Source organism: Sinisalibacter lacisalsi, from assembly GCF_014640115.1.
Taxonomy (GTDB): domain Bacteria; phylum Pseudomonadota; class Alphaproteobacteria; order Rhodobacterales; family Rhodobacteraceae; genus Sinisalibacter; species Sinisalibacter lacisalsi.
In genome coordinates, this window is sequence record NZ_BMGI01000003.1 from 202,296 (window position 1) to 225,711 (window position 23,416).

General features: G+C 68.8%; 20 protein-coding genes and 1 riboswitch. Of the genes, 9 read left to right on the plus strand and 11 right to left on the minus strand.

Annotated elements, in window-relative coordinates; genetic code table 11:
- Positions 1–17 precede the first annotated feature (17 nt).
- A complete protein-coding gene (locus IEW01_RS10395; RefSeq protein ID WP_188527564.1) occupies positions 18–326 on the plus strand; it encodes a hypothetical protein in 309 nt (102 codons plus the stop codon).
- Here the strand turns inward: IEW01_RS10395 and cobN are convergent.
- Positions 323–4,015 (minus strand): cobaltochelatase subunit CobN, encoded by a 3,693-nt coding sequence (cobN, locus tag IEW01_RS10400; protein WP_188527565.1) that lies wholly within the window; start codon positions 4,013–4,015, stop codon positions 323–325. The genes IEW01_RS10395 and cobN overlap by 4 nt on opposite strands.
- Positions 4,016–4,179: 164 nt before the next feature.
- Between cobN and IEW01_RS17770 the strand changes: the two genes are divergently transcribed.
- Positions 4,180–4,314 carry a hypothetical protein gene (locus IEW01_RS17770; RefSeq protein WP_268236822.1) on the plus strand — a complete coding sequence of 45 codons (135 nt, stop codon included), beginning with the start codon at positions 4,180–4,182 and terminating at the stop codon, positions 4,312–4,314.
- Between the two features lie 77 nt (positions 4,315–4,391).
- On the opposite strand, the gene IEW01_RS10405 is transcribed toward IEW01_RS17770, so the two are convergent.
- The 3 genes from IEW01_RS10405 to IEW01_RS10415 all read right to left on the minus strand — a co-directional run bounded on the left by IEW01_RS10405 (position 4,392) and on the right by IEW01_RS10415 (position 6,650).
- The gene (locus IEW01_RS10405) at positions 4,392–4,847 is read right to left on the minus strand and encodes a GNAT family N-acetyltransferase (RefSeq protein ID WP_188527566.1); all 456 of its coding nucleotides are present in this window, start codon (positions 4,845–4,847) and stop codon (positions 4,392–4,394) included.
- Positions 4,844–5,908: a cobalamin biosynthesis protein CobW gene (cobW, locus tag IEW01_RS10410; protein WP_188527567.1), complete on the minus strand. Its 1,065-nt coding sequence runs from the start codon at positions 5,906–5,908 to the stop codon at positions 4,844–4,846. Before cobW ends, IEW01_RS10405 begins: the two co-directional genes overlap by 4 nt.
- A 76-nt stretch (positions 5,909–5,984) precedes the next feature.
- Positions 5,985–6,650, minus strand: a complete 666-nt coding sequence (locus tag IEW01_RS10415) for an energy-coupling factor ABC transporter permease (protein ID WP_188527568.1) — start codon at positions 6,648–6,650, stop codon at positions 5,985–5,987.
- 34 nt (positions 6,651–6,684) lie between these two features.
- Positions 6,685–6,898: riboswitch (cobalamin riboswitch) on the minus strand.
- Positions 6,899–7,089: 191 nt separating this feature from the next.
- On the opposite strand from IEW01_RS10415, the gene smc reads away from it, so the two are divergent.
- Positions 7,090–10,545, plus strand: a complete 3,456-nt coding sequence (gene smc, locus IEW01_RS10420; protein WP_188527569.1) for a chromosome segregation protein SMC — start codon at positions 7,090–7,092, stop codon at positions 10,543–10,545.
- 84 nt (positions 10,546–10,629) lie between these two features.
- Complete coding sequence (locus IEW01_RS10425) at positions 10,630–11,115, plus strand: YbjN domain-containing protein (protein WP_188527570.1); 486 nt, start codon at positions 10,630–10,632, stop codon at positions 11,113–11,115.
- Between the two features lie 36 nt (positions 11,116–11,151).
- Here IEW01_RS10425 and IEW01_RS10430 read toward each other — a convergent pair whose 3' ends face one another.
- From IEW01_RS10430 to IEW01_RS10450, 5 genes are all read right to left on the minus strand, one after another.
- The gene (locus IEW01_RS10430) at positions 11,152–11,985 is read right to left on the minus strand and encodes a hypothetical protein (protein WP_188527571.1); all 834 of its coding nucleotides are present in this window, start codon (positions 11,983–11,985) and stop codon (positions 11,152–11,154) included.
- 147 nt (positions 11,986–12,132) lie between these two features.
- Entirely contained in the window at positions 12,133–13,335 is a 1,203-nt protein-coding gene (locus tag IEW01_RS10435) for a lytic murein transglycosylase (protein WP_188527572.1), read from the minus strand.
- Positions 13,336–13,380: 45 nt separating this feature from the next.
- Complete coding sequence (gene cbiB / locus IEW01_RS10440; RefSeq protein WP_188527573.1) at positions 13,381–14,292, minus strand: adenosylcobinamide-phosphate synthase CbiB; 912 nt, start codon at positions 14,290–14,292, stop codon at positions 13,381–13,383.
- Positions 14,289–15,263 carry a threonine-phosphate decarboxylase gene (locus tag IEW01_RS10445; protein ID WP_188527574.1) on the minus strand — a complete coding sequence of 325 codons (975 nt, stop codon included), beginning with the start codon at positions 15,261–15,263 and terminating at the stop codon, positions 14,289–14,291. The genes cbiB and IEW01_RS10445 overlap by 4 nt, the downstream gene beginning before the upstream one ends.
- Complete coding sequence (locus IEW01_RS10450; protein WP_188527575.1) at positions 15,260–15,637, minus strand: DUF1636 family protein; 378 nt, start codon at positions 15,635–15,637, stop codon at positions 15,260–15,262. Before IEW01_RS10450 ends, IEW01_RS10445 begins: the two co-directional genes overlap by 4 nt.
- A gap of 207 nt (positions 15,638–15,844) precedes the next feature.
- Here IEW01_RS10450 and IEW01_RS10455 point away from each other — a divergent pair, with 207 nt between their 5' ends.
- Both IEW01_RS10455 and IEW01_RS10460 read left to right on the plus strand, forming a co-directional pair.
- On the plus strand, positions 15,845–16,759 hold the full coding sequence (locus tag IEW01_RS10455; protein WP_229738199.1) for an ornithine cyclodeaminase family protein: 915 nt from the start codon (positions 15,845–15,847) through the stop codon (positions 16,757–16,759).
- A gap of 113 nt (positions 16,760–16,872) precedes the next feature.
- A complete protein-coding gene (locus IEW01_RS10460; protein ID WP_188527577.1) occupies positions 16,873–17,820 on the plus strand; it encodes an alpha/beta fold hydrolase in 948 nt (315 codons plus the stop codon).
- Between the two features lie 2 nt (positions 17,821–17,822).
- On the opposite strand, the gene IEW01_RS10465 is transcribed toward IEW01_RS10460, so the two are convergent.
- On the minus strand, positions 17,823–18,851 hold the full coding sequence (locus IEW01_RS10465; RefSeq protein WP_188527578.1) for an NAD(P)/FAD-dependent oxidoreductase: 1,029 nt from the start codon (positions 18,849–18,851) through the stop codon (positions 17,823–17,825).
- Positions 18,852–18,905: 54 nt separating this feature from the next.
- Between IEW01_RS10465 and mnmC2 the strand changes: the two genes are divergently transcribed.
- Together mnmC2 and IEW01_RS10475 are read left to right on the plus strand one after the other, a co-directional pair.
- A complete protein-coding gene (gene mnmC2 / locus IEW01_RS10470) occupies positions 18,906–19,589 on the plus strand; it encodes a tRNA (5-methylaminomethyl-2-thiouridine)(34)-methyltransferase MnmC2 (protein ID WP_188527579.1) in 684 nt (227 codons plus the stop codon).
- On the plus strand, positions 19,586–20,467 hold the full coding sequence (locus tag IEW01_RS10475) for a DMT family transporter (protein WP_188527580.1): 882 nt from the start codon (positions 19,586–19,588) through the stop codon (positions 20,465–20,467). The genes mnmC2 and IEW01_RS10475 overlap by 4 nt, the downstream gene beginning before the upstream one ends.
- Here the strand turns inward: IEW01_RS10475 and IEW01_RS10480 are convergent.
- Positions 20,446–22,404, minus strand: a complete 1,959-nt coding sequence (locus IEW01_RS10480; RefSeq protein ID WP_229738200.1) for a lytic transglycosylase domain-containing protein — start codon at positions 22,402–22,404, stop codon at positions 20,446–20,448. The genes IEW01_RS10475 and IEW01_RS10480 overlap by 22 nt on opposite strands.
- A gap of 139 nt (positions 22,405–22,543) precedes the next feature.
- On the opposite strand from IEW01_RS10480, the gene dapA reads away from it, so the two are divergent.
- Positions 22,544–23,416 carry a 4-hydroxy-tetrahydrodipicolinate synthase gene (gene dapA, locus IEW01_RS10485; protein WP_188527582.1) on the plus strand — a complete coding sequence of 291 codons (873 nt, stop codon included), beginning with the start codon at positions 22,544–22,546 and terminating at the stop codon, positions 23,414–23,416.

Consider the following 23,416-nt stretch of genomic DNA (forward strand, 5'->3'; position numbering starts at 1 on the left):
TTTCGGAGACTGTCCTGATGATCGCCGCAACCCGCCTCCTCCCGATTCTCCTGTTCGTCGGCCTGCTCGCGGGCTGTGATTCGCCCAGCCCGCAATTCATGCGCGGCGAGAAGTTCGAGGCGGAGGTGGACGGCAGCAGGTTCACCATCTGGCGGCAGGGCGACGCGGTGGAAATCTACCGCACCTCGCCCGAAGTTCTGCCCCGGATGAGCGCGGTTTTCGCCAAGGCCGAGGTTGCCGTGCGTCAGACCACGGGCTGCGCCATCGCCTCCGGCTCTTTCAAGGGCGATGCGGCGCTGATGACCGCCGGGCTCGATTGCGGCTAGGCCAGGGACTCTAACAACGCCCGCGCCGAGTTGGACCGAGGCACCCAGAGCCCGCGTTCGATCGCCTCCACGAGGCGCTGGGCGATTTCGCGCAAGGCCGGGGCATTGTGCTCGGCGATGAAGTCGCGGGTGGTCTCGTCTTCGAGGAAGGCCGCGTGGACGAGGTCGAAGTGGTGGTGCTTCACCGCGCCGGTGGTGGCGGCGAAGGCGAACAGGTAATCCACCGTCGCGGCGATCTCGAAGGCGCCCTTGTAGCCGTGGCGTTTCACCCCCTCGATCCATTTCGGGTTCACCACGCGCGATCGCACCACCCGGCCGATCTCCTCGTCGAGGGTGCGAATCACCGGGCGTTCGGGGCGGGAATGGTCGTTGTGGTAGATCGGGCGATCGCGTCCCTGCAGCGTGGCCACCGCCGCCGCCGCGCCGCCTTCGAACTGGTAATAGTCATCGGAGTCGAGCAGGTCGTGCTCGCGGTTGTCCTGGTTCTGCACGATGGCCTCGGCCTCGCCCAGCCTTGCCTCGAAGCCCGCGCGATCGCGCACGCCTTCCACGCCCGCGCCATAGGCGTAGCCGCCCCATTCGAGGTAGGCCTCGGCAAGATCGGCCGTGTCGCCCCAGATCCGCTCGTCGATCAACGCCTGCAGCCCTGCGCCGTAGGCCCCGGGCTTGGAGCCGTAGACGCGCGTCTGGCGGCCTTCGGCGCGGGCACGTGCGGCGGCTGGGTTCGCTTCCTCCGGCTCGTCCAGCGCCATCACCGCGCGAGCGGCCGAATCGACCAGCGCGATCAGGCCCGGGAAGGCATCGCGGAAAAAGCCCGACACCCGCAGGGTGACATCGACGCGCGGCCGCCCCAGCGCGGTTTCGGGGATGATCTCGAAGCCTGTCACGCGGCGGTTGGCGCTGTCCCACGTCGGTTTCACGCCCATCAGCGCGAGCGCCTGGGCGATATCGTCGCCGCCGGTGCGCATGTTGGCGGTGCCCCATGCGGTGAGCAGCATGGCGCGCGGCCAATCGCCCTCGGTTTGCAGGTGCTTCTCGATCAGGAGATTGGCCGATTTCCACCCCAAGGTCCAAGCCGTGGGCGTGGGCACGGCGCGGGTATCGACCGAGTAGAAGTTGCGCCCCGTCGGCAGAACGTCGAGCCGCCCGCGGGTGGGCGCACCGGAGGGGCCGGGGACGAGAAACCGTCCGTCGAGCGCGGTCAGCAGCCCCGCCCCCTCGGCAGGGCCGGAAGCGACCACGGCGGGCCGCACACGGGACGAGACCTCGTCCATCACGGCTGCCGAGGCGGCCCCCGGTGCGGGCAACTCGCCGTCGATCAGCCGGGCCGCGAACAGCTCCAGCCGTTCAACCGTGTCGCCCTGCGAGCGCCATGCACCGGGGGCGGTCAGCGCCTCGGGCCGGGGGCCTTCCCATGGCGCGGCCATGTCGCAATCCAGCGGGTCGAAGGCCAGCGCGAAATCCGCCGCGAGCGCGCGGATCAGCGAGGCGTTGCCGCCCTTGCCGTCACCGCGCGGCACCCGCACCAGCGCCTGCACCAGATCGCGCGCCAGCCGGTCCTCGGGGGATTGGCCGAACACGTGCAGCCCGTCGCGGATCTGGGCCTCCTTGAGATCGCAGAGATAGGCGTCGAGCTTGGCGAGATCGCCGTCTTCGTCCTCGCCCTTCATGCCCGCGTCGGCGTCGAGTCCGGTCGTGGATGTCAGCGTCAGTATCTCGCGGCGCAGGTGCTCGATGCGGCGCGGATCGACCCCGGCGGCCTCGTAATACTCGTCCACCAGCGCCTCGAGATCGCGCAAAGGCCCGTAGGTTTCCGCCCTCGTCAGCGGCGGCGTGAGGTGGTCGACGATCACCGCCTGCGCCCGGCGCTTGGCCTGCGTGCCCTCACCGGGATCGTTGACGATGAAGGGGTAGACATGCGGCACCGGCCCGAGCACCGCCTCGGGGGCGCAGGATTCCGACAGCGCCAGCGCCTTGCCGGGCAGCCATTCGAGGTTGCCGTGCTTGCCCATATGCACGATCGCCTGCGCGCCGAAGACGTGGCGCAGCCAGATGTAGAAGGCGATGTAATTGTGCGGCGGGGGCAGGTCGGGGGAATGGTAGGTGTCGGTCGGGTCGATGTTGTAGCCGCGCGCGGGCTGAAGGCCGACGACGACGTTGCCGAAGGTCAGCACCGAGAGCTTGAATCGGCCGCAATCCACTTCGCCGGGCTCGTGGAACGGATCGGCTTCCGGCGGCCCCCAGCGATCCGTCACCGCCTTTCGGAAGGCGTCGGGAAGCTGGCCCCAGGATATCTGGTAATCGGCCATGGAAAGTTCGACGCCGCCGGTGCGCTGCACCCGGTCGGTGAGCCAGTTGGTGGGCCCGGCCATGATCGCCTGCATCAGCGCGTCGCTGTCGGCGGGTGCGCCGGTCACGCGGTAGCCGGCTCCTTCGAGCAGGCCGAGGGTGTGGATCGTGGCGGCGGGCGTGTCGAGGCCGACGCCGTTGGCGAGCCTGCCGTCCTTGTTGGGGTAGTTGGCCAGCACCAGGGCGACCTTGCGCTCCCCCGGCGCTGCGTGGCGCAGCCGCGCCCAGTTGGCGGCAAGGTCGGCCACGAAATCCACCCGGTCGGCGCGCGCCCGGTAGGTGGCGATCGGGCACTGGGTGGCCTCATCGAACCAGGCTTCGCCCTTGAAGCTGATCGCGCGGGTGAGCACGCGGCCGTCCACCTCCGGCAACGCCACGTTCATCGCGATGTCGCGGGCCGAAAGCCCGGTGAGCCCTTCCGCCCAGGCGGTTTCCGATCCGCCGGACAGCACCACCTGAAACACCGGGGCTTCGTTGGCCTCGGGCATGGTGAGCGGGTTTTCCGGGCCTGCGTCGCCTTCGTGCGGCGACCCCACGGCAAAGGAGGTGGCGTTGAGGATGACGCTCGGCGCGGCGTCGGCAAAGAGCGCCTGCAGCGTGGCAGTGGAGAGCGGATCTTTCAGGGAGGCGACGAAGACGGGGAGCGGGTTCAGCCCCCGGGCAAGGAGCGCATCGGTCAGCCGGGTGATCGGATCGAGCCCGCCGCCCTGCACCAACGCGCGGTAGAACACGATCGGCACCACCGGCGCGCCCTCGGTCCAGTGGGCGCGGGCGGCGGCAAGGCCGGCCACCCCGGCGCCGGGCCAGAACACACCGGCGCGCAGCAGCGGCCGGGCGGGAGCGGGCCGGTCGCCATCCTCGATCATGGCCTTTGCATGGGCGAGAAAAGTTACCGCGTTGTGCGGGCCGCCCTCGACGAGACAGGACCAGAGCGCGTCGTAATCCTCGTCGGCCACGGTGGAGAGGCGGCGCAGCTCCGGGTCTGGCTTGTCGTCGCCGGGCAAGAGCGCAAGGGGCACGCCGGCGGTGTGAAGGTGGGCCGCGTATTGCTCGACGCCGTAGCGCCAGTAGCCCATGCCGCCGAGCACCCGCGCCACCACGAGCCGGGATTTCACCGCGCAGGCATCGACATGCAGGTCGACCGACATCGGGTGCGCCAGATGGGTGATGTTGGCAAGCCGCAGCGTCGGTGGATCGGCCATCTCGGCGCGGGCCTCGGCGAGCGCGGCAAGCTCGGTATCGGCGGCGGAGAGAAACACCACGTCGGCCGGGGTCTGGCCGAGATCGACGGGTTCACGGCCGTCGTCGATCTGTCCGGGGGTGGCGGCGAGCAGGTGCATCAGGCTGTGCCTCCGGCGAAATGGTCTCGGCGGATGAAAGCGATTTCGCACCGGAAATACCGGATGGCTTGCGCGGCTCCCCGGGTTCGGGCATGAGCCTTGGCAACACAGCGCATCGAGGAAAGACGCGAGCGATGGATTACAAGGCAGCAGGAGCGCCGAAAATGGCCAAGAAAGCCCCCCGCCACGTCGAGCACAATGCGCGCGGCACCGGCAAGAACCCCTATGGCAAGACCGAGACCAAGGCCGAGCTTCTCGCCCGGATGAAAGCCGCAGCCGAAACGCGCAAGGGCAAGTAGCCGGCTTAGGTGCGCGCCGCGCATGGTCCGTCCAGCGCCTTGACGCGCGCGGAATGCGATATGCCTTGCAGCCCGCATCAGCCCAACCGCTTTTCCATGAACAGCGAAGATGCCGCGTTCGGATAATCGCCGAACGGCCCGCGTTCGGTGAACCCGGCGCGGGCATAGAGCCGGTGGGCCGCGTCAAGCAGGTTGCCGGTTTCCAGCATGAGCGCGGGCAGGTTGCGGGCTCGAGCTTCGGCCTCGATCCGCGCGAGAAGTGCCGCGCCAACGCCAAGCCCGCGCGCCGCCTCGGACACGAACATGGATTTGACCTCGCCATAGGCGCCCTTGTCGGCGAGCGCGGCGGTGCCGAGGGTTTCGCCGCCCCGCCGGGCGACGAAGAAGGCGATGTGCGGTGCGGTGAGCGCCTCGATATCGAGGAAGAAATTGTCCTCGGGTGGAAACAGGCTCTCCATCAGCGCGTGGCTGGCCCGGAGCAGCGCCGAGGCTGCCGGGTCGCGCGGATCGCCTGGTTCCACCGTGAGTGTCATGCCGATAGCGCCTGCGCGATCGCCGCCCGGTCAAGCCCGGCCTGGCCGATCACCACGAGCCGGGTGGTGCGCGGGGCCTCACCGAACGGTTGATCGTAATAGGTATCGACCCGCGGCCCGACCGCCTGCAGCGTAAGCCGCATCGGCTTGCCGGAAACCGCGACGAAGCCCTTGAGCCGGAGGATGTCGTGCGCCCGGATCACTTCGGCCACCTGCGATGAGAACGCCGCCGGATCGGCTACCTCGGTGCGCTCCACCACGAAGGTTTCGAATTCATCGTGGCCGTGGTCATGGTGGTGATCGTGATCGTCCTGGTCGTCATCGTCATGGTGGTGATGATGATGGTGGCCCTCGTCGCGGCCTTCCATATTGGCCTCCGCCTCGGCACCGATCCCGAGCAGAACCTCGCCCGGCAACTGCCCCATGCTGGTGCGCACCACGTGCACGCCGGGCCGCGCTTCGGCGGAGAGCTTCGCCACCAGCGCCTCGGCCTCGTCTTCGCCCAACAGATCGGTCTTGTTCACCACGATCATGTCGGCGGCTGCGATCTGGTCTTCGAACAGCTCCGAGAGCGGGGTTTCGTGGTCGAGGTTTTCATCGGCCTTGCGCTGCGCCTCGACGGCGTCGAGGTTGGCGGCGAAGCGCCCCTCGGCCACGGCCTTGCCGTCGACCACGGTGACCACCCCGTCGACGGTGACGCGGGTGGAGATCTGCGGCCACTGGAAGGCGCGCACCAGCGGTTGCGGCAGCGCGAGGCCGGAGGTTTCGATCACGATGTGATCGGGCGCATCGGGGCGGTCGAGCAGGCGCTCCATGGTGGGGATGAAGTCCTCGGCCACGGTGCAGCAGATGCAGCCGTTGGAAAGCTCGAACACGTCGTCGTCCGAACAGGCATCGTCGCCGCAGCCCTTGAGAATGTCGCCATCGACGCCGAGGTCACCGAACTCGTTGATGATGAGGGCGATGCGGCGGCCATTGGCGTTGTCGAGAAGGTGGCGGATCAGGGTCGTCTTGCCGGCGCCGAGAAAGCCGGTGACCACGGTGGCGGGGATTTTCTTCATGTCATGCTCCGGGGGGCAAAAACGGCAACGGCCGGGGCTCGCTGGAGCCCCGGCGCATAACCTCGTGAAACGGCGTTCAGGCGTAGAGGCGCGAGGTGACGAAGCCGGATTTCTCCAGCCCGCGCACCGACTTGGCCCCGGCGAGAACGGCGAGGTCGATCAGCGGCTCGATCAGTACCACCAGCATGTAGGCCGCGCCGAAGGTGACAACGCTTTCCCACGCCGCGAAGCCTTGGCCGTAGAAGGCCCAGAACGCCACCCAGGCGACGATCCCGCCCTGGAAGGTGGCCGAGAGCCTGGCGACCTGGGCATAGGTCAGATCCACATAGGCGGTGCCCGGCGCGATGATGCGGCGCGCAAGGGCGGCCATCGCGAAGAGCGGCACCAGCAGCGTGGTGACGTTGGCGGCGTAATTCGGCAGATCCCAGGGCGCGAAGAACAGCCCCTGAAGCAGCAAGCCGAGCACAAGGCCGATCGCGGCGGGGGCGGCGCCCAGCGTCAGGAACAGGGTCGAGCCGAGAATCAGGTGCACCTCGGAAACGCCAACGGGCGGGTGCGGCAGAAGCTGGAAGAAGGCCAGAACGGCGCCGGTGGCGATGAGCCCGCGCGCGGCGAGCGAGGCAGGGCCGGAATTCCTGACCGTTTCAAGCGCGAGCTTGGCCGAGTAGAGGCCGGCGGCCGCGCTGGTTCCGAAGGCGAGCACCATTTTTGCGGGCGCAATGAGGCCGGGTTCGATATGCATGTTCGTTTACTCCTTTGCCCGTCTCCCCGACGGGTGGGTTGCTGTGCACATGGCAGGTCTCCTGGCTCGCGGGTCGTGGCTTCCGCCGCCTTCCCGGGGTTGGCCCCAGTGGCTTTTGGCGGGCGCTCACCGCATACAGTCGCGGGGGCGGCTGCGGCTGCGGGCCCCTGCTTGGGTCGCCCGTTCCGCATTCCCTATTCTCCCAAGGCGCTTTGCGCCCTGCGGGAACCATGCTCATCCCTTGTGGCGCGCGCCGGGCCTTTGCGTCAAGCGTGATTGCGACGGCAGCGTGACAAACGCGACAATCCCGCGGCGCGCGCTCAGCAAGATATTGTGGATAACTCTCGATCATAGCCCACATGATGGGGCGCGCACGTTGACTCTGCGGCGTGGCGCCGAAACACTGGCGGGTCAAAGGAATCATGTAGGGACGGGCGGCTTGCGCTTCTCCAAACTCAGGCTCAACGGCTTCAAGAGCTTCGTCGACCCGACCGATCTCGTGATCGCGGACGGGCTGACCGGCGTTGTCGGACCGAATGGCTGCGGCAAGTCGAACCTGCTCGAAGCGATGCGCTGGGTGATGGGCGAGAACCGCGCCAGCGCCATGCGCGGCGGCGGGATGGAAGACGTGATCTTCGCCGGAGCCGCCACCCGGCCTGCGCGCAACTTTGCCGAAGTGGCGCTGACCATCGACAATTCCGAGCGCCTCGCGCCTGCCGCCTTCAACGATGCCGACGGGCTCGAGATCGTCCGGCGGATCACCCGCGATGCGGGCTCGGCTTACAAGGTCAACACCAAGGACGTGCGTGCGCGCGACGTGCAGATGCTGTTCGCCGATGCCTCGACGGGGGCGCATTCGCCCGCGCTGGTGCGCCAGGGCCAGATCAGCGAGTTGATCAACGCCAAGCCCAAGAACCGGCGGCGCATTCTCGAGGAAGCGGCGGGGATCTCGGGGCTCTACCAGCGCCGTCACGAGGCCGAGCTGAAGCTCAAGGGCACCGAGACAAACCTTGCCCGCGTCGATGACGTGATCGAACAGCTCGCCACCCAGCTCGCCCAGCTCGCCCGGCAGGCAAAGCAAGCGCAGCGTTACCGCGCCATCGGGGCGGAACTGCGCAAAGCCGAGGGCCTGTTGCTTTACCGGCGCTGGAAGGAGGCCGACGAGGCGCGGCTTGCCGCCGACCAGGCGCTGACCGAGCGTGCGAAGGAGGCGGCGGAGGCCGAGACCGCTTCGCGCACGGCGGCGAAGGCCCGGCAGACGGCGGAGGATCGTCTGCCGCCGCTGCGCGAAGAGGAGGCGATCGCGGCGGCGGTACTGCAGCGTTTGCAGGTGGGGCGTGACCAACTCGCCGATCAGGAGGCGCAGGCGCGCGACCGGATCGACACGCTCAAGGCCCGCATTGCCCAGCTTGAGCGCGACATGGAGCGCGAAGAGGCGCTGAACCGTGACGCGGGCGAAACGATCGAACGGCTGGAGTGGGAAGCCCGCGAGCTTGCCAAGGCGGGCGAGGGGCACGAAGCCCGGCTCGAAGCGGCATCGGAGGCGGCGCGCGAAGCCAAGCGCGTGCTGGCCGAGCGCGAGGATGCGCTGTCGCAGCTCACCGAGGATGTCGCCCGGCTCGCCGCGCGCCACCAGTCGGCGCAGCGCCTGCTCGACGACAACCGCAAGACGCTGGAAAAAAGCGAGGCCGAGGCCGAGCGCGCCCGCGCGGCGGTGAACGAAGCAGGCGCGGCGCTGGCGACGGCGCGGGCGCAGTTCGCCGCGGCAGAGGCCACGCAGGCCGAGGCGGCGGAACGGGCCGAAGCGGCCGAGGCCGCGCTGGTGGCGGCGGACGAGGCGCGCGGGCAGGCGCAGGCGGGCGAGGCCGACGCTCGCGCCGAGCGGTCGGAGGCCGAGGGCGAGGCGAACGCGCTGCGTGCCGAGGTGATGGCGTTGGCCAAACTGCTCGAGCGCGACACCCGCGAGGGCGGGCAGGTGATCGACATGCTGCGCGTCGAGCCGGGGTTCGAGAAGGCGCTGGGCGCGGCGCTGGCCGACGATCTGCGCGCGCCGGCGGTGGCGGACGATGCCGCCTCAGGCTGGGCGCTGTTGCCGGGATATGGCCAGCCGCAAACCCTGCCCGATGGCGTCGCGGCGCTCACCAATCATGTCACTGCGCCCGAGGTGCTCGCGCGGCGCATGGCGCAGGTGGGGCTGGTCGCGCCCGAAGACGGGGCGCGGCTTCAGGCGGCGCTCAAGCCCGGGCAGCGGCTGGTTTCGCGCGAGGGCGATCTGTGGCGCTGGGATGGCTTTCGCGCCGGGGCGGAAGATGCGCCGTCGACCGCCGCGCTCAGGCTCGAACAGCTCAATCGCCTCGAAGGGCTCAAGCAGGAACTGGAGCGCGCCACGGCGCGGGCCGATGGCGCGATGCGTGCCCACGAGGCGCTGCGCGAGGAACTCGCTCGCGCCACCGAGGCCGACCGCGCCGCCCGCGAAGCGCGGCGCGAGGCCGACCGCGCGGTGGCCGAGGGGGCCCGCGCGCTCAGCCGCGCCGAGGCCGATCGCAACCTTGCGGCCGGCAAGCTGGAAAACCTCGGCCTCGCCGTTACCCGCCACGAAGAAGACGCACTGGGTGCGCGGACCCGGCTCAAGGAGGCCGAGGCGGCGGTGGCGGATCTCGGCGACCTCGGCGCGGCGCGCGCCGAGGTCGAGGACGTGAAGCTGACGGTCGAGGCGGCGCGGATGACGATGCTCGCCAAGCGCTCGGCCCATGACGAGATCCGCCGCGAGGGCGAGGCGCGGGTGAAGCGGGCGCAGGAGGTGACGAAGGAGATCTCCGGCTGGCGGCACCGCCTGGAAACCGCGGGCAAGCGCATCGCGGAACTGGCCGAGCGCAAGACCGCGTCGGAAGCGGAGTTGAAAGAAGCCACCGCGGCGCCCGCCGAACTGGCCGCCAAGCGCGAGGAACTGGCGCGCGAGATCGCCGGCGCCGAGGCGCGACGGGCCAAGGCGCTCGACGCGCTGACCGGCGCCGAGGCCGCCCTGCGCACGGCGATGGGCGATGAACGTGATGCCGAGCGCCGCGCCGGCGAGGCCCGCGAGGCCCGCGCCCGCGCCGAGGCCCGCGCCGATGCCGCGCGCGAAACCGTGGCCTATGCGGCCGAGCGGATCGAGGAAGATCAGGAAACCTCGCCCGAGGGCCTTCTGGAAGCCCTCGGCGAAGACCCCGACAGGATGCCCTCGTCGGACCAGATCGAGCATGATGTGAACCGCCTCAAGCGCCAGCGCGACGCGCTTGGCGCGGTCAACCTGCGGGCCGAGGAAGACGCGCTGGAGGTGCAGCAGGAGCACGACAGCCTCGTGCACGAGAAGGCCGATCTCGAAGAGGCGATCAAGAAGCTGCGCGCCGGGATCGCTTCGCTCAACCGCGAGGGCCGCGAGCGGCTGCTCACCGCCTTCGAACAGGTCAACGCCAATTTCGGCCTGTTGTTCACCCACCTGTTCGGCGGTGGCGAGGCCAACCTCGTGCTGGTGGAGAGCGATGACCCGCTGGAAGCCGGGCTGGAGATCATGTGCCAGCCGCCGGGCAAGAAGCTCTCGACGCTCAGCCTGCTTTCGGGTGGCGAGCAGACCTTGACGGCGCTGGCGCTGATCTTTGCCGTGTTCCTCGCCAACCCGGCGCCGATCTGCGTGCTCGACGAGGTCGACGCCCCGCTCGACGATGCCAACGTCACCCGGTTCTGCGATCTGCTCGACGAGATGACCCGGCGCACCGACACGCGCTTTCTGATCATCACCCACCACGCGGTGACGATGGCGCGGATGGACAGGCTCTTTGGCGTGACCATGGGCGAGCAGGGCGTGAGCCAGCTGGTGAGCGTCGATCTCAAGAAGGCCGAGGCGCTGGTGGCGTGACGCGCGGCCTGCCGGTTGATTGAGATCAGGGCCTGGCACCGCCGGCGCGCGTAGACTTCCCTAACAACGAGAAGGGGGGGAATGATGATCAACAATATTTTGCGCGGCGCCGTTGTCGTGATGGCAATGGCCAGCGGCGCTGCCATGGCGGAAGGGCGAGTCAGTGCCGCCGATCCGCAAAGCGTCAGCGATTTCTTCGTCGAAAAAGGGATAGAGGCCACGCTCACCGCCGATCAGCTTGGCGATCCGCTGATCCAGCTGCAGACTGACGACGGGGTGGGGTTCCTGATCTGGTTCTATGGTTGCAGCGACAACGCCGATTGCTCGCACCTGCAGTTCTACCGCAGCTACGGAACGGGCGGCGAGGTTCCGCTGGAAACCCTGAACACGCTGAACATGGAACTTCACTTCGTGAAATTCGTGCTCGACAAGGACGAGGACGTTGCCGTCCTGATGGAAGTGTTCACCGGGGCCCAGGGGATGACGCCGGCCGACTTCGACGTGTTTTACGGTCAACTCACCGACGTGATCGGCATCTTCGAGGAACACGTCGGCTGGGTGCCCGGCTGAACCGGACGGATCGCGGCCACGGGTTCGGGTGGATGATCAACGCGGCGGCACCGAGGAATTGACCGCCGCGACGACGGCCGCCGTCACCGCATCGTAGAGCGCTTCCGAGCGGCGGGCGTGATCGCGCCAGGTGGGTTCGTCCAGCCGGAGGTGGCCCCAAAGCTCCATGTTGTCGAACATCCAGCCGCGCTGGGCGGCGTTGAGCAGGCAGACCGCGTCGTCGGAGAGGGTGTCGGCAGGGCCGGCGGGGTGCGCGATCGGCATTGGGTCGGGCGCGCCTTCGAGCAGGGCGAGGGCGGAGGTGAACCGCAGGTTGGCCTCCTTGACGTCATGCGACCATGCGAATTCGCTCATCTCGGCGAGCGCGTGGCGCAGTTCGGTCGCGGCTGATTCCAGATCGCGGCCTTGTGGCTGCGGTGTCGCGGCGGTTGCGGTGTAGCGCACCGCCCAGATCCGCCCGTCACGCGCCGAAGGGTAGGCCGCCTTCCATGCCGCCCGCCAACCGAGTGCGCGGCCGTCGTCGGTTTCAGTGGTCATGGTCCAGAGGCTGCCGCCGCCGGCGAAGCCCGCGGCGATCCGGTCGGGGATGGTTTCGCCCGGGATCACTTCCTCGTCCTGCCGTTCGAACCCGAGCAGCACCCGCGCGGTGCCGGAGCGGGCAAGCTGGTCAAGCCAGGCCGGCGGGGTTTCGGCCATCGGCAGGAGCGCCGGCTTTTTTTGCCGGCGCTTGGCGGCGAGCTCGAAACTGATCGAGCCACAGCGCGCGAAGGCCCGCTGCGTGGCGAACCACTGCATCGGGTCGCCGGGGTGCTTGAGGCGGTGATTGGCCGAAATGACCAGCGCCGCCAGTTGTGCTACTTCGCCGTCCAAACCTGCCTCGCAATCGTCGGTGCTCCCCGAGTCCTAAGGGAATTTTCGCTCTTCGTCGCGTGTTTTCCGGCCGGGCACCCCGGATCGGGGGTAAGGCGCGGGCAGCGCGGCAAAGTCGCCGCCGCCTTCCGAAAACGGCGCCGCCCTTCAGAGCCGGTTGAGCAGATCCGCCGTGGGCCAGGCGTCGGGCACCAGCCCGAGACGGGCCTGTTCCTTCTGGACCGCGGCCCGGGTGCCCGAGCCGAGGATGCCATCAATCGCGCCCACGTCGTGCCCGCGCGCCTGCAGCTTCTGCTGGAGCGCCTTCATCTGGTTGCCCGACAGCACCGCCCCGGGATTGCCGGCGTTGTAAACCGGCGCGCCCTCCAGCCGGGTGGCGAAATAGGCGGCGGTGAGCACGTAGGTGAAGCTCTGGTTCCATTCGAAGAACACGTCGAAATTCGGGTAGGCGATGAAGGCCGGGCCGCCGTGGCCCTGCGGCACAAAGATCGAGGCCTGAAGCCCGCCCGAGGCGAAGGCGCCGTTGCGCGGTTGAACGCCCATCGCGGCCCATTGGCTCACCGGCAGCTTGGTGTGGGTGCCGGATTTCATGAAGTCGAACCCCTGCGGCAGCACCACCTCCTGAAGCCAAGGCTCACCCGCGCGCCAGCCGAGCTTGCGCAGCATGTTGGCGCCCGACATCAGCGCATCGGGCGCCGAGGTCTTGAGCGTGACATGGCCATCGCCGTCGCCGTCGACACCGCTTTCGAGAATGTCGCGGGGCAGCATCTGCACCATGCCGATCTCGCCGGCCCAGGCCCCGGTGGTATTGGTGGGCGAGAAATCGTCGTTCTTGTAGAGTTCGAGCGCGGCCAGAACCTGCGGCTGGAACAGCCCCGGGCGGCGGCAATCATGGCTCAGGGTCATCAGCGAGTTGAGCGTGTTGTAATCGCCCTGAAAGGCGCCGAAATCGGTCTCGAAGGCCCAGAAGGCCACCAGAACACCCCGGCTCACGCCGAACTGTCGCTCGATGCTGTCGAAGATGGATTTATACTGGTTGAGCCGTGCGCGGCCGTTGTCGATCCGGTTCTGCGAGATCAGTTTGCGCGAGAAGTCGACGAAGCCCGCGTTGAAGATGCCCTGTGCCCGGTCGGCACCCAAGGTGCGCTGATCCTGGCGCACGGAGGCGAAGAAGCGGTCGACGGTGGTGCGGTCGGTGCCGCGGCTGACGGCGAGGTCTTTCATCCGGTCGACAAAGGAGGAAAACGATCCACCGCACTGGATGATCGGGGGCGGGATCTCGCCCGCGCCCGAGGCGAGGGCGCCGGTGGTGGAAAGGCTCAAGACAATGGCGGAAAGAAACTTGCGCATGGCGTCCCCTGTGACTGGTCCGGGGATGAGACTAACAGGTCGTTGTCACGAAACAACGATGATCAGGATCACAAGCCCGAGGGCGGTGCCCCAGGCCCGCCATAGCGAGACGACCGCCGCGTCGATCTCGGCCGGGCCGATATCCCGCGCGCCGGCTTCGTTCACAAAGGGGTAATCCACCGGCTCGCCGTGGTAGCGGCGCGAGCCGGAGAGCGCCACGCCGAGGCCCACGGCCATCGCCGCTTCGGGCCAGCCGGCATTGGGCGAGCGGTGTTTGCCCGCGTCGCGCCGGACGATGGCCCAGCCGCCTGGGCGGTGGCGGGTGAGAAAGACCAAGAGCGCGGTGATCCGGGCGGGCAACCAGTTCAGCGCGTCGTCGAGCCTTGCCGCCGCCTTGCCGAATTGTTCGTGCTGGGGAGTGCGGTAGCCGATCATGCTGTCGGCGGTGTTGACCATCTTGTAGGCGGCGAGCCCCGGCAGGCCGAGAAGGAGGAACCAGAAGGCCGGGGCGATCACGCCATCGGAGAGGTTTTCGGCGGCGGACTCGATCGCCGCGCGCGCCACTTCCGGGCCGGTCATCTCGCCGGTGTCACGCCCGACGATGCGCGCCACGGCGGCGCGGCCGTCTTCGAGCGAAAGGTGCAGCGCATCGGCCACCGCGCGCACGTGGTCGACGAGCGAACGCTGGGCGAGCAGGATCGCCGCCGCGATCGCCTCGGCGATCCAGCCGAGCCGCGCGATCAGCTCGCCCGCGATCCACGCCAGCGCGACGAGCCCTGCCAGCACCAGAGTGCCGCTGACCAGACGACCCTTGCCGTGGTTCATCTTGCGGTCGGCCCAGCCCACCGCCTTGCCCATCAGCACCGCCGGGTGCGGCAGCCGCGACCACAGAGGCTCGGGCTCGCCGATCAGCGCGTCGATCGCCATGGCGAGGGCAAGGATCACCGCGAGGCTCATGCCAACGCCGCCTCGAGCTGGTCCCAGCGGCCCTGCGGCGGAAGTCCGAGGCGCAGCCAGGTGGGGGCGTAAGGGAAGGTGCGCGACCAGACCTTGCCGCGTGCGAGCCGGTCCTGCCAACGGGCCGCGTCGTCGACCTCGTAGAGCCGGAACAGCGCGGTGCCGCCGATCACCTCGGCGCCCCGCGCCTGCACGAGCGCGTCCATCCGGGCGACCTCCACGTTCAGGATCTGGCGGGCACGGTTGGCCCAGTCCATGTCTTCCAGCGCCACCCGCCCGATGTGCTGCGCCACGCCCGAGACGGGCCACGGCCCCAGCATTTCGCCAAGCCGGGCAACCATCGCCGGGTCGCCGATGGCGAAGCCCAGCCGCACCCCGGCGAGGCCCCAGAACTTGCCGAGAGATTTGAGGATGACGACGCCGGGTTTCAGGCTCCAGTCGCGCACGCGGGTATTGCCGAGGATCACGTCGCAGAAGCTTTCGTCGATCACGGTGAGGGCGCGGGTGTCGGGTTCGTCTTCGCCCGACCACATGTGGCCCGTGGGGTTGTTGGGATGCACCACCACGCGCGCCTCGGCGGGCGGGCCGCCCTCGGGCTCGGTGCGGGTGATGTCCCAGCTGCCCGCGCGAAACGCCGCCTCGTGTTCGTTGTAGGTGCGCTCGACGATGCGCGCGCGCCCCGGCGGGGCGAGCCGGGGAATGTTGGCGATCAGCGACGAAGCGCCCGGCGCGGCGAGCACGGCGGCGCCATCCGGCACCATCCAGAAGGCGCGCGCGGCGGCTTCCAGCCGCTCGGCGGCCGCGTGGTCGGGCAGCGCGGTGAAGGCTTCGGGCGGGATCTCCGGCACCGGGTAGGGGCGCGGGTTGATCCCGGTTGAAAGGTCGATCCACGCCTCCCGCGCGCCACCATGAAGCGCGATGGCGGCATCGAGCCCGCCGCCGTGGTCACGCGCTCCGCCGGGGGGCGTCATGCGTCGTCTTCCGGAAGCGGCTGGTGGCGGGTGATGAAATGGCCCTTCACCGCCTGCGGCCACTCGCGGTAGGGCACCTGCCCGGTCGCGCTCTCCGCGTGGCCCTCGGCGTAGGCGACGATGCCTTGCGCCGCCTCATCGCTGGGTTCGAACCGCCCGAGGGTATAGGCGAGCTTTCCCGCTGCCTGGATGGCGATGTTGCAGGAGTGATCGCAGCCCATCAGGCAGGAGGTGCGCCGGACCCGGACGGCCTTGCCCTCGGCGGCGGCCTCGACAAGTTCGGCAAGGCGCTCGCCATCGGTCTTGTCCAGCCCGCGCGCGGCCCAGTCTTCGCGTTTGCAGGTATCGCAGATGGTGATCCAGGTTGTTGCCACGCCGATGCTCCCGTTGTTCCAGCGCCGTTGAAGCGGAATTCGCTCGGCTTGGCAACCGGCGCCATTCCGGTGCCGGCCACGGGAACGCGTGAGCCCGGCCCAGGCGGCCGGCGCGCCTTGCCGACCGGGTGAATGGCATTTCCATTCCGGTGCACCGGCGCTAGGGTTGCCTGAGCAATGCGGAGCGACAGGCCGGGAGGACGCCGCGTGAGTATCGAGATGATTCCCTTCGAAGCCGAGGCGCTTCTGGATTGGGTCGAGTTGACGGAAGCCTTCAAGGCCGGGCACCTGATGCCGAGGGCGGAGGTTGCCGATACCTTCCTCTACCGCGAGCCCGACACCCTGCTTTCGCGCGCGGCGTGGATCGACGGGATGGGGATCGCGGTGAAATCGGCCACGATCTTTCCCGAGAACCCCGCCGACAACGTGCCGATGGTGAACGGCGCGGTGAACCTTTACAGCAATGACCACGGCACCCTGGAGGCGATTGTTGATTTCCACCTCGTCACCAAGTGGAAAACGGCCGCCGACTCGCTCCTCGGGGCGCTGTTGCTTGCCCGCCCGGAAAGCGAATGCATCCTGATCGTCGGGGCCGGCACCGTCGCGCGTGCGCTCAGGCAGGCCTATGGCGCGGCCTTTCCCGATGCCCGGTTCCAGGTCTGGAACCGCTCGCCTGCCGGCGCCGAGGATATGGCCACGCATTTTCCCGATACGGTCGTCGCGACCGATCTGGAAAGCGCGGTGATGGCGTCCGATATCATCACCTGCGCCACGATGACCCGCGAGCCGCTGATCGAGGGGGATTGGCTCCAGCCCGGTCAGCACCTCGACCTGATCGGCGCCTACCGGCCCGACATGCGCGAGGCCGACGACGAGGCTTTGCGCCGCGCGCGCATCTTCATGGATAGCCGGGCCACCGTGCTCGACCACATCGGCGAGTTGAAAATCCCGCTGGAAGAAGGCGTGGTGACGCGCGAAGACGTTCTGGGCGATTTCTACGATATCGAGGCGGGGGCCTTCCGGCGTGCCGAAGACGATATCACCCTGTTCAAGAACGGCGGCGGCGCGCATCTCGATCTGATGACGAGCCGCTACATTCTCGACAAGTGGCGCAACCGCTGACCACGGCACCTGGAAACGGATTGTCGCGCCTCGGAACACGGCATGGCGGGTTGCGCCGGAACGCCGGCGGGTTAGTGTTGCGGCGCTCCTGAACCCTGCTGGACCGCGCAACCATGCCGCCTCTTGCCACAACTCTTGCCGTTGTCACCCTGCTCGCCATCCTCGTGGTTGCGCTGCCCTGGGGCATGGAGCTGCTGCGCCGGCCGATGAACGAGCGCGCGCGCGGCGATGCGCCCGGCGCCTTCGCCCAGCTTTCGGCGGGCAACACGCATTATCAGTGGCACGGGCCGCGCTCGACGCGGGTGCTCGTTCTGGTGCATGGGGTGAGTTCGCCGTCGTGGGTGTTCGCCGGTCTGATCCGCGGGCTGCTGGCGATGCGCTATCGCGTGCTCAGCTACGATCTTTACGGCCGCGGCTTTTCCGACCGACCGCGCGACAGCCAGACGCTGGAATTCCATGCCCGCCAACTCGGCGAATTGCTCGATGCGCTCGGGGTGCAGGTGCCGGTGACGCTGATGGGCTATTCGATGGGGGGCGCCATCGCCGCCACCTTCGCCGCCGATGAGCCGGACCGGGTCGACCGGCTGATCCTGCTCGCGCCCGCCGGGGTGAGCTACACGCCCGGCCGCCTGCGCACCATGGCGCGCGACGGTGGGCGGCTCGGTTCCTGGCTCTGGGGCCTGCTCGGCGGCTGGCAGCTGAAGCGCGCGGCAAGGGCCGATGCCGCGAACCCCTCGGTGATCGACGATCTGCCCCGGCGCATCCGCCGCGAGATCCGGCGCCGGGGCTATCTTGCCGCGATCCTTTCCTCCGAGCGCCATGCGCTGGATCGCTCGCTCAAGGCGGTGCACCGGGAGATCGGGGCGATGTATATTCCCACGCTCGCGATCTGGGGCGAGAAGGATGCGGTGATCCCGGTGGCATCGCTGGGCGCCTTCGCGGCGTGGAACCGGCAGGCGCGGCAAGAGGTGATCGACGGCGCGGGGCATGCCCTGCCGCATACCCACCCCAAGCAGGTGTTGTCGGCGATCCGCGACTTTCTGCGCGAAGTGCCGGAGTAGGGCTAGAGACTTGCCTCGACCTTGAACGCGCCGGGGATCCGGTCGTCGCCGTCGAGTACGAGGGCGGCCATGACCTGCCCCACCATGGGCGCGATGCCGAATCCGATCTTGAAGCCGCCGTTGGCGATGAAATGCCCCGCCCGCCCCGGCCAGGCCCCGAGCATCGGCGCGCGGGTTCTGGCCCGGGGGCGCAGCCCGGCCCAGCGTTCGATCACCGGCGCATCCGCGAGCGCCGGAACGGCGGCGCGGGCCCTTGCGATCACCGCGTCGATCTGCGCATCGCATTTGTCGGGGCTGGTGAACTCGCGTTCGGTGGTCGATCCGATGGCCACGGTGCCGTCGCCGTGGGGCACGATATGCACGCCGTCGGCAAAGACCTGCGGAAGCGCCCGCGCGTCGAACCCAAGGTTCGCCGACTGGCCTTTGACCGGCACGCCCACGGTCTTGCCGAAATGCGCCGAAAGCTCGGTGAGCCCCGCCGCGCCGGTGGCCCAGACCACGCGGCCCTCGTCTTCCGCTTCGGTCACGATCTCGCCGCCAAGGGCCGTTATGGCGGCGGCGAGTGCCGCCACGGCGCGGCGGGGGGCCATGCGGGCGGTGAGTGTGTCGTGGATCGCCAGGCCCGTAGGGCTGACCGGTCCCCATTCGGCCCGCGCCTCGACGATCTCCCAGCGAAAGCGGCCCTGCCAAAGCTCCCGGGCGGTTTCAGCCCGAGCCTCGGCAAGCGCCAGAGCCTGAGCATCGGCGACGGGTTGCAGACGTCCCGAGCGGGCATAGCCGGGATCGCGCCCGCCGGTGCGCGCGACCGCGCTCCAGAAGTCATCGCCCATGGCCAGCGCCTCGAACTGGAACGCCTTCTTGTCGTTCCAGTGTTCCGGCACGTGGGGCGCAAGCGCGCCGACAAGCCCGCCCGACGATCCCGCCCCGGCCCCGTTCGGGTCCACCACCCGCACCCGCGCGCCCCTTTCCGCGCAAGCGTAGGCCACCGCGAGCCCGAAGGCCCCTGCGCCACGCACCGTCACGTCCACCATTGCCAAGCCCTCCGGCCTTGCGCATTGTCGCGCCGGTGTTTTCTAGGGGAAGTCATGGCCGAGGACCAGCGCAGCGCGGTGGCATGGAACGAGCGGGGCACCCCCGTCTCGACCCGGTTCGATGACCCCTATTTCAGCCTCGAAGACGGGCTGGCCGAAACCCGCCAAACCTTCCTTGCCGGCAACGATCTGCCGGCGCGGTTCCGCCCCGGCTTTCAGGTGGCGGAACTGGGCTTCGGCACCGGGCTCAACATGCTGGCCACGCTGATCGCCTTTCACGCGGCGGGGGCGCCGGGGCCGGTGCGGTTCACCAGTTTCGAGGCCTACCCGATGGCGGCCGCCGACATGGCGCGCGCGCTCGCGGCCTTTCCCGAGGCGGAGGCCGTGGCGGGGGAGTTCCTCGGCGTCTGGAGCCGGGGAGACAGGCGCGCCGACCTTGGGGGATTCCGCGTCGAGGTGATCGAGGGCGATGCGCGCGAGACATTGCCGCTTTGGCAGGGCCGGGCGGATGCGTGGTTTCTCGACGGGTTCAGCCCGGCGAAGAACCCCGAGCTCTGGGGCGATCGCCTGCTGGCCGACGTGGCGCGCCACACCGCGCCGGGCGGCACGGCCGCAACCTATACCGCCGCCGGCTTCGTGCGCCGCGGGCTGGAGGCGGCGGGGTTCACCGTGGAACGACGCCCCGGGTTCGGTCGCAAGCGCCACATGACGGTGGCCAGACTGGAGGGGCGGCGATGACCCGGGCCGACGCGCGCCTTGGCATTCTGCTGATGCTTGCGGCGACATTCGTATTCGCCATGCAGGATGGCATCTCGCGCCACCTGGCGGGGGAATACAACGTGCTGATGGTGGTGATGATCCGCTACTGGTTTTTCGCCGCCTTCGTGATCGCCGTGGCGACGCGCAAGGCCGGGGGGTGGCGCGCGGCGGCCTATACCAGTCAGCCGGTCTTGCAGGTTGTCCGCGGGCTGGTTCTGATCCTGGAGATCTGCGTGATGATCGCGGCCTTCGTGGTGCTCGGGCTGATCGAGAGCCACGCGATCTTCGCCTCCTACCCGCTGATCATCGCGGCGCTGTCCGGCCCGATCCTTGGCGAACGGGTGGGGCCATGGCGCTGGGTGGCGATTGCGGTGGGTTTCGTCGGCATCCTCATCATCCTGCAGCCGGGCGTGGCGGTATTCTCGCCCGCCGCCCTGATCCCGCTGACCTCGGCGCTGCTCTTCGCGCTATACGGATTGCTCACCCGCTACGCCGCGCGGCGCGACAGCACCGCCACCTCGTTTTTCTGGACCGGCACGGTGGGCGCGGTGGCGATCACGCTGGCCGGGGTCTGGTTCTGGGAGCCGATGACCGGGCCAGACTGGGGCTGGATGGCGCTGCTCTGCATCACTGGCGCGCTCGGGCACTGGCTGCTGATCAAGTGCTACGAGGTGTCCGAGGCGTCGGCGGTGCAGCCCTTCGCCTATTTCCAGCTGGTCTTCGCCTCGGCGCTGGCCATCGTCGTGTTCGACGAGCGCATCGCCTCGAACGTGGCGATCGGCGCGGCGATCGTGGTGGGCGCGGGGCTGTTCACGATCTACCGCGAGCGGATGTCTCAGCGACGCTTGAGTTCCTGAGTGAAGGCGATCGCCTCGGTCTGGCCGGTGAGCCGGGCGCGGTAGTTGGGCAGGCTCTCGGTCACCCGCATCACGTAGTTGCGGGTTTCGGTGAAGGGGATGTGCTCGATCCAGTCGATCACGTCGATGGCGGGATCGCCCGGATTGCCCATGCGCTCGCTCCACGACCGCGCCCGCCCCGGTCCGGCATTGTAGGCCACCGCGATCAGCACCGGGTTTCGTCCGAACTGCTCGATCAGGTAGGCGAGGTATTCCGAGCCGAGCCGGGTGTTATAGGCCATTTCGGAGGTCAGCCGCGCTGGCGCGTGGTCGATATCGAGCCGGCGGGCCATGTCTTGCGCCGTGCCGGGCATGAGCTGCATCAACCCCAATGCGCCGACGCCGGAGCGTGCGCCCGGATCGAACTCGCTCTCGCGCCGGGCGATCGCCATCTCCAGCGCGCGGGTCACGGTGCGGTTTCCCGATCCGATCTCGGGCGTGGGAAAGTAGGGGCGGTTGAGCAGGGTGCCGTGAAAGCGCAGGGCATACTTGGCGAGCTTGAGTTGCAGGTAGGGGGCGTTCGCGTCCTCGGCCCATTGCATAAGTTGGCCAAGGCCGGTGCGGTCGAGCCCTTCGGAAAGCTGGATCACCATGCGCTCGGCGAGGTAGCGTTCCTCCGCCGCGAGCAACAGCCGCGCCGCCTGCATCACCGTGGTGTTCCAGAACGCGGCTTGCTGATAGCCGGGAAAGGTCTCGGCCCCGGTCAGGGCCGCATCCATCGCGATACCCGCCTTTTCGGCCGCGAGGATGCCGTAGAAGGCGCTTTGGTGCTGCCCGGCGCGGGTGTAAGCGGCGCGGGCCTCCTCGGCACGGCCGAGCGCCTCGAGCGCGCGGCCTTCCCAATAGCCGGCACGGCCAAGGCTGATCGGGCTTTCCACCCCGCCCTTGAAATCCCGAAAATGCCGCAGCGCCGTTTCGGCGTCGCCGAGCTTGCGCAAGGCGATGTAACCCGCGAGCCATTCCAGCTCGCTGCGGTCCTCGCTGTCGTCGGCGATCTGGTGGCTGGCCGCGATGCGGTAGGCGGTGCGCCCGTCGTCTTCGCGCATTGCCCAGCGGGCCAGCACGCTTCGCCAGCTTGCCCATGCCTCGGGGCGGCCGAGCGATGCCGCCGTGTCGGAGCGTTCGAGCAGAAGCTCGATGGCGTCGGCGTTGCGGCCCTTGCGGGCGCGCCAGAGGAAACGCTCGTAGGCAAGGCCCGGATCGCTGGCGAGGTTGGTCGGCACGGCCGCGATGAGGGCGTCGACGCCGTTCTCGTCGTTGCGAAGGGCAATCCGCGCACGCGCAAGCGCCTGCTGCGCCGCGTCGACCCGCGCCATCTGCCGCTCGGCCTGGGCTGTAAGGCCGCGCCAGAGCAGCATGTCCATCCTGGCCCAGTGATGGCTGGCCAGCGTCTGCGGCCAATCGACCATGAACTGGTCTTCTTCCTCCTGCGACAAGCCGAAGGAAGTCCAGCCCCGGATCGCCTCGGCCATCGCCTCCTGCTTTGCCCCGGTATCCCACAACGCCTGCGCGAATCGCAGGCTGCCCAAGCCGGTTTCGGGCTTCTGGGCGATGAAGAAGTCGAGCACGGCGGCGGCGCTCGCATCTTCCGGAATGGTCTTTTCCGAGCGTTCCCGCAGCAGCGCCAGCCCCGGCCAATCGGGGTTTCGGCGCAGAAAATCGAGGCTTTCGGAAAACTCGCCACGCGAGGCGCGCAGGCGATTCCACTGCACGATGTCGCGCGCGACCGAGCCCGGCGGGCCGGCGGCGGCGAGGGCGCCATCCCAATCGCCCGAGCGCATCAGTTCGAGCCCGCGTTCGAGCGCCGCAACCTCGGCGGCATCCTGGGCTGCGGCGGGTGCGGAAAGGCCGAGCGCAAACAGCGCGGGGGCAAGGACGAGACGGAGCAGGAATTTCATTTTTCGAACCATGTCGCATTCCTAGCGTGGCGTGCGGGCGCGGCAACACACATTCTTGGCATTTCCTCGGCGCCCGGCTAGTTTCCGCCGCGCCGGTATCGCCCCGACTCGGGGCCACAAAAAGAATAAGGAGCGTGTCATGTTCAAAGGAAGCATTCCTGCCCTGGTCACGCCGTTCAAGAACGGCGCGCTGGATGTCGACGCGCTCAAACATCTCGTCGAGTGGCACATCGGGCAGGGATCGCATGGGCTGGTGCCGGTTGGCACCACCGGCGAAAGCCCCACGCTCAGCCATCGCGAGCACGAGATCGTCGTCGAGGAGGTGGTGAATGCCGTCGCCGGACGGATCCCGGTGATTGCGGGGGCGGGCTCGAACAACACCGTCGAGGCGATCCGGTTCATGGAACATGCGAAGGCCGTCGGCGCCGACGGCGCGCTCGTGGTCACGCCCTACTACAACAAGCCCACGCAGCGCGGCATGGTTCGGCATTACCTCGAGCTGGCCGAAGTGGGCCTGCCGATCGTGATCTACAACATCCCCGGCCGCTCGGCGGTGGACATGCTGCCCGACACCATGGGCGAACTCGCCAAGCACCCAAATATCGTGGGCGTGAAGGACGCGACCGGCGATCTCGCCCGCGTGGCCAAGCAGCGCATGACCTGCGGCGAGGATTTCATCCAGATCTCGGGCGAAGATGCAACGGCGGTTGGTTTCAACGCGATGGGCGGGCGCGGCTGCATCTCGGTCACCGCCAACGTGGCGCCGAAACTCTGCGCCGACCTGCAGGAGGCCACCCTCGCGGGCGATTACGGCCGGGCGCTCGAGCTGTCGGACCAGCTGATGCCGCTGCACCTCGCGATCTTCCTCGAACCGGGCGTGGTGGGGGTGAAATACGCGATGTCGCGGCTCGGGCTGTGCGAGCCGGAGGTGCGCTCGCCGCTGATCGAGGCGACCGATACCACCAAGGCTGTCATCGACGCCGCGATGCGCCACGCCGAACTGCTGAACTGA

What these genes read in the sequence shown, in the direction of transcription:
- IEW01_RS10395 (WP_188527564.1), top strand. Translation starts at nt 18, where the DNA reads ATGATCGCCGCAACCCGCCTCCTCCCGATTCTCCTGTTCGTCGGCCTG.
- cobN (WP_188527565.1), bottom strand. Translation starts at nt 4,015, where the DNA reads ATGCACCTGCTCGCCGCCACCCCCGGACAGATCGACGACGGCCGTGAA.
- IEW01_RS17770 (WP_268236822.1), top strand. Translation starts at nt 4,180, where the DNA reads ATGGCCAAGAAAGCCCCCCGCCACGTCGAGCACAATGCGCGCGGCACC.
- IEW01_RS10405 (WP_188527566.1), bottom strand. Translation starts at nt 4,847, where the DNA reads ATGACACTCACGGTGGAACCAGGCGATCCGCGCGACCCGGCAGCCTCG.
- cobW (WP_188527567.1), bottom strand. Translation starts at nt 5,908, where the DNA reads ATGAAGAAAATCCCCGCCACCGTGGTCACCGGCTTTCTCGGCGCCGGC.
- IEW01_RS10415 (WP_188527568.1), bottom strand. Translation starts at nt 6,650, where the DNA reads ATGCATATCGAACCCGGCCTCATTGCGCCCGCAAAAATGGTGCTCGCC.
- IEW01_RS10425 (WP_188527570.1), top strand. Translation starts at nt 10,630, where the DNA reads ATGATCAACAATATTTTGCGCGGCGCCGTTGTCGTGATGGCAATGGCC.
- IEW01_RS10435 (WP_188527572.1), bottom strand. Translation starts at nt 13,335, where the DNA reads ATGCGCAAGTTTCTTTCCGCCATTGTCTTGAGCCTTTCCACCACCGGC.
- cbiB (WP_188527573.1), bottom strand. Translation starts at nt 14,292, where the DNA reads ATGAGCCTCGCGGTGATCCTTGCCCTCGCCATGGCGATCGACGCGCTG.
- IEW01_RS10445 (WP_188527574.1), bottom strand. Translation starts at nt 15,263, where the DNA reads ATGACGCCCCCCGGCGGAGCGCGTGACCACGGCGGCGGGCTCGATGCC.
- IEW01_RS10460 (WP_188527577.1), top strand. Translation starts at nt 16,873, where the DNA reads ATGCCGCCTCTTGCCACAACTCTTGCCGTTGTCACCCTGCTCGCCATC.
- IEW01_RS10465 (WP_188527578.1), bottom strand. Translation starts at nt 18,851, where the DNA reads ATGGTGGACGTGACGGTGCGTGGCGCAGGGGCCTTCGGGCTCGCGGTG.
- mnmC2 (WP_188527579.1), top strand. Translation starts at nt 18,906, where the DNA reads ATGGCCGAGGACCAGCGCAGCGCGGTGGCATGGAACGAGCGGGGCACC.
- IEW01_RS10475 (WP_188527580.1), top strand. Translation starts at nt 19,586, where the DNA reads ATGACCCGGGCCGACGCGCGCCTTGGCATTCTGCTGATGCTTGCGGCG.
- IEW01_RS10480 (WP_229738200.1), bottom strand. Translation starts at nt 22,404, where the DNA reads ATGAAATTCCTGCTCCGTCTCGTCCTTGCCCCCGCGCTGTTTGCGCTC.
- dapA (WP_188527582.1), top strand. Translation starts at nt 22,544, where the DNA reads ATGTTCAAAGGAAGCATTCCTGCCCTGGTCACGCCGTTCAAGAACGGC.